12 protein-coding genes and 3 pseudogenes are annotated in these 14,729 nt (G+C 38.8%); all 15 read right to left on the bottom strand.

Features of this window, described 5'->3' with window-relative positions:
• Nucleotides 1-14 precede the first annotated feature (14 nt).
• A pseudogene (gene yedF / locus V192_RS22795) lies at nt 15-604 on the bottom strand (sulfurtransferase-like selenium metabolism protein YedF).
• A gap of 16 nt (nt 605-620) precedes the next feature.
• Nucleotides 621-1,642: pseudogene (gene selD, locus V192_RS18925) on the bottom strand (selenide, water dikinase SelD).
• A gap of 18 nt (nt 1,643-1,660) precedes the next feature.
• The gene (gene sclA, locus V192_RS0100945) at nt 1,661-2,812 is read right to left on the bottom strand and encodes a selenocysteine lyase SclA (RefSeq protein ID WP_025868534.1); all 1,152 of its coding nucleotides are present in this window, start codon (nt 2,810-2,812) and stop codon (nt 1,661-1,663) included.
• Nucleotides 2,809-2,982: a glycosyltransferase family protein gene (locus tag V192_RS21805; protein ID WP_239644535.1), complete on the bottom strand. Its 174-nt coding sequence runs from the start codon at nt 2,980-2,982 to the stop codon at nt 2,809-2,811. The genes sclA and V192_RS21805 overlap by 4 nt, the downstream gene beginning before the upstream one ends.
• Nucleotides 2,907-3,370: pseudogene (locus tag V192_RS22790) on the bottom strand (NTP transferase domain-containing protein). Before V192_RS22790 ends, V192_RS21805 begins: the two are co-directional and overlap by 76 nt.
• Before the next feature lie 173 nt (nt 3,371-3,543).
• A complete protein-coding gene (gene xdh / locus V192_RS0100935) occupies nt 3,544-6,120 on the bottom strand; it encodes a selenium-dependent xanthine dehydrogenase (RefSeq protein ID WP_025868533.1) in 2,577 nt (858 codons plus the stop codon).
• Between the two features lie 354 nt (nt 6,121-6,474).
• A complete protein-coding gene (locus tag V192_RS0100925) occupies nt 6,475-7,581 on the bottom strand; it encodes an ABC transporter substrate-binding protein (protein ID WP_025868531.1) in 1,107 nt (368 codons plus the stop codon).
• Nucleotides 7,581-8,366: an ABC transporter ATP-binding protein gene (locus V192_RS0100920; RefSeq protein ID WP_025868530.1), complete on the bottom strand. Its 786-nt coding sequence runs from the start codon at nt 8,364-8,366 to the stop codon at nt 7,581-7,583. Before V192_RS0100920 ends, V192_RS0100925 begins: the two co-directional genes overlap by 1 nt.
• 15 nt (nt 8,367-8,381) lie before the next feature.
• Nucleotides 8,382-9,413 (bottom strand): FecCD family ABC transporter permease, encoded by a 1,032-nt coding sequence (locus V192_RS0100915; protein WP_025868529.1) that lies wholly within the window; start codon nt 9,411-9,413, stop codon nt 8,382-8,384.
• A 27-nt stretch (nt 9,414-9,440) separates the two neighbouring features.
• Nucleotides 9,441-10,457, bottom strand: coding sequence for a xanthine dehydrogenase accessory protein XdhC (gene xdhC / locus V192_RS0100910; protein WP_025868528.1), 1,017 nt, complete (start codon nt 10,455-10,457; stop codon nt 9,441-9,443).
• Nucleotides 10,454-10,840 carry a winged helix-turn-helix domain-containing protein gene (locus V192_RS0100905; RefSeq protein WP_025868527.1) on the bottom strand — a complete coding sequence of 129 codons (387 nt, stop codon included), beginning with the start codon at nt 10,838-10,840 and terminating at the stop codon, nt 10,454-10,456. The genes xdhC and V192_RS0100905 overlap by 4 nt, the downstream gene beginning before the upstream one ends.
• A 51-nt stretch (nt 10,841-10,891) precedes the next feature.
• Entirely contained in the window at nt 10,892-11,479 is a 588-nt protein-coding gene (locus tag V192_RS0100900; RefSeq protein ID WP_025868526.1) for a nucleoside-triphosphatase, read from the bottom strand.
• A gap of 208 nt (nt 11,480-11,687) precedes the next feature.
• Entirely contained in the window at nt 11,688-13,007 is a 1,320-nt protein-coding gene (locus V192_RS0100895; RefSeq protein WP_025868525.1) for a nucleobase:cation symporter-2 family protein, read from the bottom strand.
• A gap of 100 nt (nt 13,008-13,107) precedes the next feature.
• Nucleotides 13,108-13,488, bottom strand: coding sequence for a Rid family detoxifying hydrolase (locus V192_RS0100890; RefSeq protein WP_025868524.1), 381 nt, complete (start codon nt 13,486-13,488; stop codon nt 13,108-13,110).
• Nucleotides 13,489-13,517: 29 nt separating this feature from the next.
• Nucleotides 13,518-14,456 carry a carbamate kinase gene (gene arcC, locus V192_RS0100885; RefSeq protein ID WP_025868523.1) on the bottom strand — a complete coding sequence of 313 codons (939 nt, stop codon included), beginning with the start codon at nt 14,454-14,456 and terminating at the stop codon, nt 13,518-13,520.
• Nucleotides 14,457-14,729: the final 273 nt, after the last annotated feature.

Raw genomic sequence — 14,729 nt, 5'->3', positions numbered from 1 at the left:
TGATCACCTCATCTTTAAAAATTGATCACCTTTTTAGCTTGCGCCATTACTTCTGTGATGCCATACATATTCGTTATTTCACCGATTGCCAAGGTTTCTTTGATTTGGTAAAAATCCAAACATGCCCCGCAAGTGCTGATCTGAGTTCCTTTTTCCACTAAGACTTGTAGATCTTTTAATACAGTAGATACTTGATTCGTCAAAAAGGCCCCACTATTGAAAAATAATAGGTGTTCAGGTGGCGTATCCAGTTCGGTCAAAGAATAAATATAACTTTTCAATAGTATCTCCCCTAATTCAGGATCACCAGCTCCCATCGTTTTTGGCCAAAAGCAATGACTAGTTGATTGTTTCCAGCATTGATGTCCGTTTTCTCCCACTCTTTAGGTACATCAATCATTACTGCAAATTGATCACTTCTTAATTGATGCATGTTTGTTTTCAAACCTAAGCCTACAGCCATTTTTTGAACATTGTTCACTGATACTTCATTATCAACGATTATTTCTACAGTTCCGCCCACCTCTGTTAATTCTCGAATGGCCTTTTTTGCTTCGATTACAGGAATCGGACAAGGTTTTCCTAGCGCACTGATCTTTTTCATCCTGGCTCCTTCTTTCTCATAAAATAATGATTGACTGATTGTGTTCTTTTTTACAGACTTCACCAATGATCTTCGCCGCGGGGTCATCCTTTTGAATCGCTTCAAGACATTCCATCGCGGAATTGGGTGCAACACTTAATAATAAGCCTCCTGAGGTCTGTGGATCACACAAAATCTCCTGAAAAGCTGGTGTGATTGCTGTCAAATCAACTTTTGATTCAATAAATTGGCGATTTCTTTGTCCTGCGGCAGTTGCTAAAAATTCTTCAGCATAATGATAGGCCTCTGGCAAAAGCGGCAATTGTTCTGTATCAATGACCAAGGTCACATGTTCAGCAGCCATTTCGTTGGCATGGACTAATAAACCAAAACCAGTCACATCTGTACAAGCATGAACAGGGAAATCTTGCATCTTTTGCGCAGCATATTTATTTAGTCGTTCCATAGAATCAATTGCCGCACTTTCTGCTGTATTCGATGCCAATCCTCCTCTCATTGCTGACAAAATCAATCCAACGCCTAACGCTTTCGTAAGGATTAAAATGTCTCCTATTTTAGGCGTATTATTATGGATGATTTTTGCGGATCCACTTGACCGGTTACTGCCAGACCATACTTTGGCTCGTGGTCATAAATTGAATGGCCGCCAGCCAAAGAGGCTTGTGCTTCTTTGAGTTTCTCAGCCCCGCCAATAAGGATTTCCGAAAGGATTTGTTTCTCAAGTTTTTCCGGAAAACAAACTACGTTCAAAGCAAATAACACTTCTCCTCCCATCGCATATACATCACTCATGGCATTTGCAGCTGCGATCCTGCCAAATGTACGTGGGTCTTCAACCATTGGTGAGAAAAAATCTACTGTAGAAATCAACGCCAGCTCTTCTGATAATTGATAAATAGCTGCATCATCAGAAGAATCAAAACCTACTAACAATTTTTCATCAGAAAATTTAGGCAAATTACTTAAAAATCCGGCTAATTCGTTTGGTCCGATTTTCGCTCCACAACCACCGGATGTACATTGTGATAAAAAGTCCATTGACGTTCTCCTTTATCGCTATTTCGAAAAAATTTCACCTAGTGCGTTCAATGTATAATCAATTTCTGCAACGGTCGTATTCCAGCCAAAACTAAAACGAACCGCACCGTCATTTAGTGTTCCCGCTGTTTGATGTGCCAGCGGAGAACAATGGAGACCATATCTGGTAATGATTTGGTAACGTTCAAATAATAGCTGTGAAAGCTCGCTAGAATCAATTGTCGGTGCCGTAATAGAAATAACAGGTACACTCTGCTTTGGATCCGAGGTTCCTAAAATATTGAGCGGTAGCCTTTTTAGTCCTGCCAAAAAGCGAGCTGTTAGCATCCGTTCATGAATTTCGATTTTTTTTAATCCAATTTCTCTAATTTGCTGGATGGCGCTTTTTAAACTTAGAATTCCTAGCGTGTTTGCTGTTCCTGGTTCAAATTTATCAGGTAAAAAATCAGGTTGTTTCAATGACTGCGAAGCACTTCCTGTACCGCCGCTCAACCATGGATCAATCAGTTTTTCTACATTTAGGGCCAAAGCAAACCCGCCGATCCCAGAAAGGCCCATCAGCCCTTTATGTCCTGTGAAAGCTAATACATCGATCGACAGCTCCTCCATATCGATTGGTAGAAAACCTGCAGTTTGCGCACTGTCCAAAACCGTGATAATTCCGTGGTCCTTCGCTATTTTAAAGCATTCTTTCACAGGTAGAATTGTCCCCAAAACATTTGAGGCATGGGTCATTATCAGTACTTTTGTTTCAGGTCGAATCAGATGTTCGATTTGGCTAGGATCAAGACGGCCGTTTGATTCACACTCTAGATAAGTTACTGCAATATTTTTTTCTATTTCCAGCAAGTTGAGTGGACGGGCGACCGCGTTATGCTCGACTGCTGTCGTCAATACGTGATCTCCTTTTTTTAATAAGCCATTTAACACCATGTTCAACGAAGTGGTTGCGTTTGGTGTAAAAATAATATGTGCAGGGTCCGGTGCCCCAAAGAAATCTGCTAAAGATTGACGCGCTTCAAATATCAATTCAAGTTCAGCCATATTTTGAGCACCGCGATTCGCATTTAAATTATTATTGGCTACTAAATAGTTGGTTAATTCTTTGATCGTTTCTTCAAATTTGTGATTAGAAGTAGCTGCATGGTTTAAATAGACTGGTTGCTTCATTTTGGCTTTCCCCTCCCACTCTCAGCTGAGCTTTGGTTAACTAGATAGTGATATTCTTCTGGTGTATCGATATCGATCAACCGTTTAGAATCTGTCACCCGGATCTCACGCCACGCCTCTGGATGGTTATCTCGAACAGCCCGTCCTCCTGCTTTTCCAGTAACCTGCAACAATTCTGATCGAAATATCTGACCAAAAAAATGGGACTGTACGGCCTGCCCTGTTGATCGACAGGAAAAACAATCGTTTTCTTAGAATACTCAGTACAAAGAACTTCTAGTATGTTTTGATTTAAAAGTGGCTGATCCACTGTCAGATAAAGGTAACCATCTCCTGAAGCGGCTTTTGTTCCTAAACGAACACTTGTACTTTGACCTTGATCTGCTTCAAAATTTTGAATGACTTTGAGTTCCTTATCTTGAGGAATACTTATATTTTGAAGATTCTCTGGTGATATCACTAAGATTCGTTCAAAAATGCCATTTTTTTTGACAGTTTCAATACATGTTCTAAAAATGTTTGACCTTGATAATCAAGGCTCAATTTATTTGTCCCCATCCTTGAAGAATTTCCGGAGGCCATAATGATGGCACTGATTTTCAGCATTTAGGTTGCTCCTTTTTTTTACAAACGCTTTTCACAAACAATAAAAACGCACCCAATTTTATTTATCAGATGCGTTTCTTTCGCCTTTGTGAGCCGTTTTTCAAGCACATCACAGAATCAATTATTTATTTTTTCTTTTTTTGATAAAATGTATCTTCCATCGGTAACGTTGATCTTAGTTGTCCATCTAATGCATAATAAGCGCCAGATAAAGCTGGTGCAGTCGGAATTGTTGCTAATTCGCCTACGCCTTTGATCCCATACGCCAAGCCGTCATGAATCTCTTTTGCTTGTACTAAAATCGTTTCAATGGGTGGCACTTGAGCAGCATTTAGCAAACCTAACGTAGCATATTTTGCTTTAACGTATCCTTCTTCCATAACAAATTTTTCTGTTAAAGCATAGCCCATTCCCATCACGATTCCGCCTTCGATTTGTCCTTGTGCAGCTTTTGGATTAACTACTTGTCCCATATCATATGCGGCAACAAATTTTTCTACTTTTCCTTTTTCATCAAGAATAGCTACTTCAGCAGCATACCCATAGCCTGCATGACTGACAGGACTCTTTTTATCATTGATCAATGGATCTGTTTTAGCTGAATATTCACCATAAAATTCTTGACCTTCTAAATCAGACAAAGCCCGACCCATATCAAGTTCATAACGTAATTGCATCGCAGCTCTTCTAGTTGCTTCACCTGTGAATAAGGATTGACGGGAAGCCGTCGTTGTACCAGAATCTGGCGTTCGGCGCGTATCTGGTGCTTCTGCAATGATCATCTCTGGTGGTAGGTTTAGGGTTTCACACGCTACTTGGGTCGTGACCGTCGCCATTCCTTGCCCAATACAAGCCGCACTGGTTCTTACATGAACTTTTCCTTCTTCCACAGAAACGATACAACGACCTACATCGGATAAACCAACACCGATCCCACTATTTTTGAAGAAACAGGAAATCCCAGCAATCTTAGCATTATCATAGGCATCTTTAACTGCCAGTAAAGTTTCTTTCAACGCCGCATTTTTAGAGACTAACTGTCCATTTGGCAATGAATCCCCGTGTGCAACAGCATTCTTATAGCGAATATCCCATTGTGAAATCCCCACTTTTTCTGCTAACAAATTAAGATTATTTTCAATAGCAAAAGCTGTTTGACAAACACCAAAGCCTCGGAATGCTCCAGCTGGTGGATTATTCGTGTACACCGCAAAGCCTTCCACATCAATATGTTGATATTTATAAGGTCCAGCCGCGTGGGTACAAGCCCGCTGCAATACAGGACCGCCTAAAGAGGCATATGCACCAGTATCAGCATAGATCACAGCTTTCATTGCAGTTAAATTACCTTCAGCGTCACACCCTGTAGTAAAATCCATTTCCATGCCATGACGTTTTGGATGGACCATCAAGCTTTCTTGGCGACTGAGTAATACCTTGACTGGTTTTTGTAAACACCATGCTGCAAGCGAAGCATGATGTTGAACACTCATATCTTCTTTTCCGCCGAAACCTCCTCCCACCAACTTGGATTGAACATGGATCTGCTCTTTTTCTACACCCAGCATACGAGCTACTTCACGTTGCTCATCATAGATGCTTTGCCCTGCACTATAAAGAAGAATTCCCTCTTCACCTTCTGGCATTGCAATCGCACATTCCGGCTCCATGAAAGCGTGCTCATTTATTGGAACTGAATAATGTTGCGTTACCACATGTTTTGATGTAGCTAATTTTTCATCAGCACTGCCTCTAACAAGATGCTCGTGAGATAAAATATTGCCTTTTTCATGAATCAATGGTGTCTCTTGCGCTAATGCCTCTTCACAGGTTGTTATTGGGACAAGTTCTTCATACGTGATTTCCACTAATTCTTTGATTTCTTCCAAAAATTTTTTTTCTTTTGAAACAACTAATACGATAGCATCTCCAACATAACGTGTGATTTCACCTTCTGGAATCAAGACATCCCAATCTGAAATAAACTCTAAATGACCAATCTTATTATTTCCCGGAACATCTTTCGCTGTTAATACTGCTATACATTCAGGATGTTCTAATGCCTTACTAGTATCGATTTTTAAGACTTTTGCTCTTGGATATTCACTACGAACAGCAGACGCATGAAGCATTCCTTCCACCGTGATATCATCGACATACAACCCTGTTCCCAACGTTTTTTCAACTGCATCGACTCTTTTTAAATCTTCTCCTAATTTTCCAGTTGATCGTTCATCCGGAATGCTCAATTCTTCACGAAACATTTTAGCCGCTAATTGAATCGCTTCCACAATTTTTACATAACCTGTACAGCGGCAAATATTTCCGCGAATCGCTTTTCGTATCTCTTCATCGCTAGGCCCCTCTTTTTTATTGAGTAATCCTTGTGCTGAAATAACGATGCCCGGTATACAATAACCGCATTGAACGGCGCCAGTTTTAGCAAAGGCGTAGGCATATACATCTTTTTGACGCTGACTTAGACCTTCGATCGTAACAACTTCTTTGCCTTCCAACTTCTCTAAACTAAATAAACACGCTTTGGAAACCCTTCCATTTATTAACACTGAGCAAGCGCCGCAAGAACCTTGGTTACAACCATCTTTTGTTCCAGTCAAGCTTAAATCTTCGCGGAGAAAGTCCATCAGCTTCTTATTTGTATCACAGGTTTCCGTCTTTCCATTTACTACTAATGAATACATTTTTCTTTACACCTCAATTTCTGTTATAAGTATAGCTTTTAATCACTATGATTATACCACAAATTATAGGTCTAAAAATTATTTTTTAGCAAAAAAACTTTTTTTGTTTATTTTTATTATCTCCTAATTAGAGCAGCACTGATCGTACCAGCATAATAAAAAGGTTCTTGAACATAGTATACTTCTTTTTTAGTAAATTCAGCAACTAGTTCTGTCACTTTTTTGCATCGGGAGATATCATCTAAAAAAATAGATTCAGTCCAGATTAATTCCTTCAGATGATAACTGTTCCGAGCAACCATGCAATAGTCCTATCGAACTTTCCATACCACAGCTTCTTGTAATTTTCCAAATTTATTGTGCATTTGCGAGGATTGTTTTAACTTGCTCTGAAGTGGGTTCGACATGGTAAAATAATGTATAAAATTCTTGGATCTGCTCTTCAACATCGATTTGATACTTATCTGGATAAATCAGCTGTCCCAACCATTCGATGCCTATAATTCGATTTACAGATGGTGGAGAACCCAAAAAATTATAAGGAGCTGTAGGTACTTGATAGACTCTATCAGATTTGACAGCAGTCAACTCTTGCCAAGATTTATCTGACTTGATCAATTCATAAACATCTTTTGAATCTGCTACAATATAATCCGGTTGCCACTGAATCAGTTGTTCCATTGAAATCACGGTGCCTCCGCCTTTTGACACAATATCTACATCTACGGCGGCATTTTTTGCGCCCACTTCGTCAATGACCTGAGCATGAAATGAACCAGCAGCATTGGTATTAAGTCCAGCATTTCCAGAAGCATAATAAACAGATTTTTGTTCTGATTCTTTTAACGAAGAACGCACTTGATCAGCTTGTTTTAAAACCGTTTCACAATACTTACTTAACTTTGCAGTTTCTTTTGAGTTTCCTAATAATTCACCAAGTTTTTCATAGGTTTGCGGCATATTTTTTAGATTTGCTTCGATAAAAATTGTTGGGATATTGATTTGAGCCTGCAGATTGTCCATATCTTCTTTGACCGTTTTTTTTGCTTCACCAATATCAATGATCACATCTGGTTCAACTGCACTCAAAGCTTCCATATTTAAACTAGCATTTTTTCCATAAAACTGACCAAATTCGGGTAGTGCTTGATATTTTTTATCAATAAACTCTTTGGCTTCAGCCGAAAATGGACTAGCTAAACCAACCAATAACTCTGGTGAACTTGTGTACAAAACAATTTGTGCTAGTGGTCCTGATGGCGCAATTTTTTTGATTTTTGTAGGTATCTCAACTTTTCGATCAGCTGAATCTACAAAAATACGTGTTGCTTCTACTTCCGTTTTTTCAGAACTTGCAATTGACTCTGTTTTTTTGGGTTCTTTCGTATTGTTTGTTGCACAGCTTATCAACATTAAAGCTGCCACACTCAATACAAAAAGTAATCTAGCTTTTCTTTTCATTAATACGCATCCTTTCTATTTTTTGTCGGTAAACAAATTTTCTTTTCACCTGACGTGACTTCATGGACTGTGATCGGTACTTGATAGATGGATTCCAACTGTTGACTTGTCAATATTTCTTCTGGGCGACCTTGATTTGTTAGTTGCCCCTTTTGTAAAATCATTACGTGATCGGCATATTGTAGTGCATGGTTTGGGTCATGGGTCGACTGAATAATCAAAAATCCCTCCGCTGTCAGCTGATGAATCATTTCTAAAACCATGATTTGGTTCCCATAATCCAAATTGGCACATGGTTCATCCATAATAATAATTCGGCTTTGTTGAGCAACAGAGCGGGCAATAATCACCAATTGTTGTTCTCCGCCACTGATCTGCGAATAGATTTGATCCTTTAAATGACTGATATGCAAAGTCGCTAATGCAGCATTGGCCAAATCATTTTCCATTTGACCAGGTTGCTGGTATTTTTTTAGACGCGCCGTTGTCCCCATTAGCACCATTTCAAAAACAGTGAAATGAAATACTCCTCTTTGCTTTTGTGGAATATAAGAAATTAGCTGGGAAAGCTCATTTCTAGAACAAGCTTGAATCGGTCGATCATTGATTTTGATATTTCCTGCGCTAGGTTGTAAAACTCTTAACAAACATTTAAATAGCGTACTTTTCCCCACACCATTTTTCCCTAATAAACAAACAGACTGACCGTAATTTAGTTTAAATGAAATATTCTGCAATATTTGTTGCTGCTTATAAGCAAACGTCAGATTTGTTACTTCTAACATAGGAACACCTCCAACTCATGATCTGACTGAACGATTATTTTTCGCGATCAGCAGTAAAAATATAGGAGCGCCGATAAATGACGTTAAAATCCCGATTGGTATTTCACTAGTTGCGAGCATCCTAGAAAAATCATCTACGACGAGTAGAAAAGTGCCTCCTATTATCGCTGTAACAGGAATGCTGTAACGATAATCATTACCTACCAATATTCTGGCAAAATGAGGTACGACTAGTCCCACCCAGCCAATCAAGCCGCTGACTGAAACTGCACTTGCTGTAATCAAAGTGGCTGATATAATCAAAACCACTCTTAAAACACGACTATTTACGCCTAAACTCAAGGCTTCCTCTTCGCCTAAGGAAATAATGTTTAAACGCCAACGTAGCAAAAGGATTGGAATCATCCCGATTAAAATCAACGGTACTGCAAACGTAACATTTTGCATTTTGATTGACGCTAAACTCCCCATCAGCCAATAAGTGATTGCTGGTAATGTATTAGTCGGATCCCCTACTAACTTTAAAAATGATACCGCTGAAGAAAAAAGCGAACCAATCATCATACCAATCAAAACCATATTTAAAACCGTATCTGTCCGCAAAAATTTATTCACTAAAAGAACAGCTCCCACTGCTATCAAACCAAAAATAAAAGACAACGAAATCACTTGTTCATAAGTTAAAGAAAAAAATAACCCGATTGCTGCACCAAAAGCTGCACCTTGTGAGGCCCCTAAAATATCTTGAGAGATCATCGGATTTTGAAATAAAGCTTGATATGTTGCGCCAGCTACTGAAATTCCTCCGCCAATCACCACAGCCATGATAATTCTAGGAAAACGAATCTGAAACAAAATCGTTTCAACCTGACTACTCCAAGTTTGCTCAATCGGAATCACTTTATTCCAAACCGCTCGAAAAAAATCAGATGTTGAAATTGAAAACTTTCCTAAAAAAAATGACAGGCTAAACACAACTAAAAAAAGCAGTAGTGAAGCCAAAATGACGATCTTTTTCTGATTGATGCTTGACGGTTTCGTTTCCACTGAAATCACTCCTGTTTTTTACCGATTTTATTTTGCTGATTCTGCTCGTTTTTCAATTAATTCACCCGCAACACTAATGGCGAGTTCAGCTGGTGTTTCAGCTTTTATTTTTAACCCGATCGGCATATTTATCCGCTCAATCTCCTTCATTGAAAAACCACTTTCTTTTAGCCGATCTATCTGGACAGCAATTTTTCTTCTACTGCCCATCACGCCGATATAATGTGCTTTTGTTCTCAATAATTGTTTTGACAATTCAAAATCAAATTGATGACCGCGCGTCATCACAATCGCATAATCTGATTCTGCCAGTTGAATCGTTGCTTCAATATTCTTTAAATCTATAACTATTCTCTGATCGGCTTCTGGAAAAATAGCTTTCGTTAAAAATTGTTCACGATCATCTAACACAACACAGTAAAAATCCAATTTTTTTAAAACTGGAACCAAAGCTTGTGCAACATGACCTGCGCCAAACACAAAAACTTTGCCCTTTTGCAACAGCGATTCGATCGAGTAAACTTGACTATTGACTGTCACCATTGAGATTCCCTGCTTAAACGTTTCTTTTTGCAACTCAGCTGGCACATTTCCCATTAAACCTGTTTCTACACTATAAAAACCAAAACTGTTAGCTTCTTCCTTATTTAGTTCAGTGATCAGCCAACATTGCTGATTGCTTTCAAAATGCTTTTTAATTTCTCCGCAAATATCCGAAATAACTGGATCTTGCCAAGAGCAGTATTGAAAGAAAAGAGCTACATTTCCTCCACAAATCATCCCTAAGTCCACTACGTCATTTGGGGCTAAAATAAATTGTTCACTCTTAGAAAGCTTACTCTCCAATACTTCTTGTGCAATTTTCTCTGCTCGAAATTCAACTGCACCGCCACCAATTGTTCCTGCCAACCGACCAGCCTTGCCAACCAACATTCGCGCACCCGCACCTCTTGGGGTCGAGCCTGAACTCGCCGTAACAGTCACTAAAACCGTATCTTCCTTTCCTTCAATCGCTTCCCCTAATCGTAGAAAAAGTTCTTTCATCCGCTTTCCTCCATCTTCTTTGACTCCGAATTCAGCTCATCACAAAAAATTTCTGCAAAATATTGATTCGTGATTTGATAGGTCTTTTTTTGAAAAAGCAGAAATTTTGCTGTTAGACGTTTCCCATGAATCGTAACAGTTGAGCCTCCTCCATTACTTCCACCAACACTTTTATCGATCAATGGATAGCCTAGTTCCTCTTCAGCTTTTTTGATCATTCGCCAAGCTTTGTTATACGACATTCTCATCTGCTTAGCTGCCGTATTCAGCGAACCTGTTTGGGAAATTCGTTGAAGTAGTTCAACCACACCCGGTCCAAAAAAAATCCGATTGGTTCGTAATTTTAAATTAAGTGTATAATCAAAAGCGTTTTGCTCCTTCATTCCCTAACCTCCTTCGTTATACTTGAAAAAGATAACGGCTATCAAAAAAAATTAGTTGCTAAGAAAATCGACCAGTTGCTTTTCAACCAGTTGAAAATTATCGTTGTTCAACATGACGATCTGCCCCTTGTCTTTACAGATTTCTCGTCTTAGTATTGCTCTTTGCTTACCAACTTCTAGTTTTTCTCTCGTATGTTGTTTTTGTCTTTGATAATTTGCTTCCGATTTAAAAACACCAAGAATTTTCTTAGGATATTGCATAACTGTCAGTAATTCCTGCGTAAAATTTTTAGCTAGCAACTCTATTCCGCCGATTTCGTCCAATAAAATTATTTCGGCTACACCTGCTTTGGCTTCTTTCAATAATTCTAGCCCAAATGTTTCAAAGACGTTGAGATTCCACGTTCGTTTGCCATTTTCAGTTTGAATAAAACAATAATCTGGCACGTCCTTTAGTGATGATTTATCTTCGAGCAACTCTTTTGCTGCTCTCAGCTCAAAGCCCACGATTTGTCCTTGGTCATTAAGTCTACGTCTGACATAAAAACCACTGATCGAAAGATTTGCATCCGTAACTATTTTTTTCAATAAAGTAGATTTCCCAATAAATTTGTCTCCTTCTAAAAAAAGTTTTGTCATTCCTTATTTTCCTTTACTTGATAGATTTTTAACGTTTGATCATACAAAAGACAGATCGATTCATTCCTTTATCTTTTCCTTCTTTTCTAAAGTGACTAGGACATAACTTTATGAGTTACAATCCAGTCACTTCGAATCCGAATAGACGGCGGGAACAGAAGCAGTCCTTTTTATTATTCGAAGTTAAACACTTCTGTCCCGACCCTCGTTATTCGATCGCCAATTGTTTCTCTTCTTTGAGTACTACATTCAAAATAACGGCAACAATCGTCGTTAAAATAACTTCTGAATTGCCAAAAATCGTTGTTACCCACGGTGGAAAGCCGCTTAAACAGCCGACTGACAACGTAACGCCAATACCAAAAGCCAACGCGATCCCTACAACACCAGTATTTCTAGGCGTTAATTCTTGAGATGAAATCATTCGAACCCCAGTCATTGAAATCGAGGCAAAAACAGAAACGGTTGCCCCACCGATCACGGCATAAGGGATCGTTGTCAAAATCGAAGCAACTTTAGGAACAAAGCCTGCTATTAGTAAAATAACCGAAGCGAAAACCATGACATATTTATTAATCACTCTTGTTACGGTGACTAATCCTACGTTTTGACCAAAAGTCGCAACTGGTACTGAACCGAAAAAGCTACCAATAAAATTGGAAAGTCCACTTCCCATGATTCCACCAGAAAGTTCCTTATCTGTAGGCTCCCGATCCATTGCCCCAACGGTTGTTGCTGTAAACTGTCCGATTGCTTGAACAGCGTCGACGATAAACATCACAACTAAAGTCAGGATCGGAACAATTTGAAAATCCAAACCAAAGTAAAGTGGCGTGATTATCTGAAATACTGATGCCTCTTTCACTGGAGTAAAATTGACCATGCCTAACACTAAGGAGATAATATAACCAATGATCATCCCATTTAGAATAGACGACAATTTGAGAAAACCTTTTGAAAAGTAATTAAAATAAAAGACAACACCAAACGTCAGTAACGCCACCAACCAATTCTGTGCAGACCCAAAATCTGGACTTCCAGCTCCTCCAGCCATATATTTGATTGCAACAGGAAATAGTGACAAACCAATACTCAAGATAACAGTTCCTGTAACGAGTGGTGGAAATAAGATACGGATTTTTTTTATGGATAACCCGACAATAATTACTAAAATACTCCCCACTAGTTGAGCACCAAAAATCGCTGCAATCCCAAAATCTCCTCCTATTGCCATTAAAATCGGTACATAAGCAAAGCTTGCACCCATCATGACTGGCAACCTTGATCCAACTTTACCAAAAATCGGAAAAAGCTGAATAAAAGTTGCTATAGCAGAAAAAATCAGTGAGGTTTGAATCATAATCGTTGTGTCTCCTGAACTTAGATTGCAAACTTTTGCAATCATGATTCCAGGTGTGACGATTCCAACTACGGCCGCTACTACGTGCTGTAAGCCCATGGGAAGGGCCTCTTTGATCGATAACTTGGCATCATAATCAAACAATGCCTTTTCTTCTTTTTCACTCATAGGCAAGTTTCCTTCTTCACTTTTTATTTTAAAAAGGACTGCACTTATCCGAGTCTTAAAATCCGCAACCCTTTTCTTTGATCAGGAAGTTCTCAAAAAATTAATTTTTGACTGCGATTGCTTCTACTTCAAAAAGTCCATTCTTAGGTAATTCACAAACCTCTACACAAGAACGAGCCGGAAGTATATTTGAAAAATATTTACCATAAATAGTATTGATTTTCCCAAAATCTGACATATTTTTTAAGAATACCGTTGTCTTTACAACATTGTCATATGTCATATTTGTTTCTTTTAGAATTGCTCCTAAATTGATCAACGCTTGTTCCGCTTGTTGTTCAACGGTTTCCTTCATTTCTCCACTCACTGGATCCAAACCTAATTGACCAGAAATATATTGCGTTTGCCCAGCTAAAACCGAATGTGAATACGGCCCTACAGCTGCTGGTGCATTGGTTGAGTTGACCATTTTGTTTGTCATCGACTCACTCCTTCTCTTGCTTATTTATTTTATTGTTCAATGATCGTACCAGTTTTACCAACAATTCCGTCTTTTGCTTTTTCTAATAAGGTAATCAATGTTTTGCGTCCCGGTTTTGATTCAGCAAATTGGATGGCTGCTTCGACTTTTGGCAACATTGAACCTGGTGCAAATTGTCCGTCTGCTGCATGTTTTTTCATTTCACTTGTTGAAACATGGCTTAATTCTTTTTGCGTTGGTTTGCCAAAATCTACACAGACTTTTTCCACCGCTGTCAAAATGATCAATAAATCCGCATCAACCAGTTCAGCTAACAACTCGCTACAGAAATCTTTATCAATTACTGCTGCAGCTCCGCTTAGATGATTTCCTTCTTTAATGACTGGAATTCCGCCTCCGCCACAGGCAATCACAGTTTGGCCTGCTTCGATTAACGAGGAGATCGTTTGAATTTCAATAATTTCTTTAGGCTTTGGTGATGCCACAACTTGACGATAACCGCGACCAGAATCTTCAACCACTGTTATTTGTTTTTCTTTCACAAGTACATCGGCTTCTCCTTTGGTCATAAAACGACCGATCGGTTTTGCTGGACGGTCAAATGCTGGGTCTTTTGGATCAACTGCCACTTGTGTAATCACAGTTCCTACTGCTTGCTCTAAATTACGGCCCAGTAGCTCTTCTCGTAAAGCATTTTGTAAATCATAGCCAATATAACTTTGACTCATCGCCACACATACTGATAGCGGAATCGTTGGATATTTATTTGGATCACTTAATGAAAGTTCTTCCATCGCCAATTGGATCATACCCACTTGCGGTCCATTTCCATGAGACAAGATAACTTCATATCCTGCCTCGATCAAATCTGCAATAGCTTTGGAAGTGTCTTTCACAGCAGTCATTTGTTCTGTTAAATTGTCACCTAGCGCATTTCCGCCAAGAGCAACTACAACTCGTTTTACCATTCAGTGATTCACCTCATTTTCAATTTTATCATTATTTTTATTCATTGATTATTTTAAAAGTAAGATGCTTTCTCTCAATAAATCACATTGATGATCGTCAAGGAAAAATGGAGCTTTGCATGAAGTGGTCAGAATCTGTGGACAGCAAATTCTTTCAAGCTCGTTTTGTCCTTGACTGATTGTATTCATAAATGGACTTGGAAAGGTCTTATTATCATTTCTAGTTTTTGAAAAGAGAACAAATTATTTTATTAATAACTATCATCATCAATA

Source organism: Enterococcus crotali (assembly GCF_000633635.1).
In the GTDB taxonomy this organism is placed as follows: domain Bacteria; phylum Bacillota; class Bacilli; order Lactobacillales; family Enterococcaceae; genus Enterococcus_L; species Enterococcus_L crotali.
The sequence above is the reverse complement of the archived record's forward strand: the minus strand, read 5'-3'. Positions and strand labels throughout refer to the sequence as shown.

Excerpts from the sequence above, each read along its gene's own strand:
- sclA (WP_025868534.1), bottom strand. The coding sequence starts at position 2,812 with ATGAAGCAACCAGTCTATTTAAACCATGCAGCTACTTCTAATCACAAA.
- xdh (WP_025868533.1), bottom strand. The coding sequence starts at position 6,120 with ATGTATTCATTAGTAGTAAATGGAAAGACGGAAACCTGTGATACAAAT.
- V192_RS0100925 (WP_025868531.1), bottom strand. The coding sequence starts at position 7,581 with ATGAAAAGAAAAGCTAGATTACTTTTTGTATTGAGTGTGGCAGCTTTA.
- V192_RS0100920 (WP_025868530.1), bottom strand. The coding sequence starts at position 8,366 with ATGTTAGAAGTAACAAATCTGACGTTTGCTTATAAGCAGCAACAAATA.
- xdhC (WP_025868528.1), bottom strand. The coding sequence starts at position 10,457 with ATGAAAGAACTTTTTCTACGATTAGGGGAAGCGATTGAAGGAAAGGAA.
- V192_RS0100905 (WP_025868527.1), bottom strand. The coding sequence starts at position 10,840 with ATGAAGGAGCAAAACGCTTTTGATTATACACTTAATTTAAAATTACGA.
- V192_RS0100900 (WP_025868526.1), bottom strand. The coding sequence starts at position 11,479 with ATGACAAAACTTTTTTTAGAAGGAGACAAATTTATTGGGAAATCTACT.
- V192_RS0100895 (WP_025868525.1), bottom strand. The coding sequence starts at position 13,007 with ATGAGTGAAAAAGAAGAAAAGGCATTGTTTGATTATGATGCCAAGTTA.
- V192_RS0100890 (WP_025868524.1), bottom strand. The coding sequence starts at position 13,488 with ATGACAAACAAAATGGTCAACTCAACCAATGCACCAGCAGCTGTAGGG.
- arcC (WP_025868523.1), bottom strand. The coding sequence starts at position 14,456 with ATGGTAAAACGAGTTGTAGTTGCTCTTGGCGGAAATGCGCTAGGTGAC.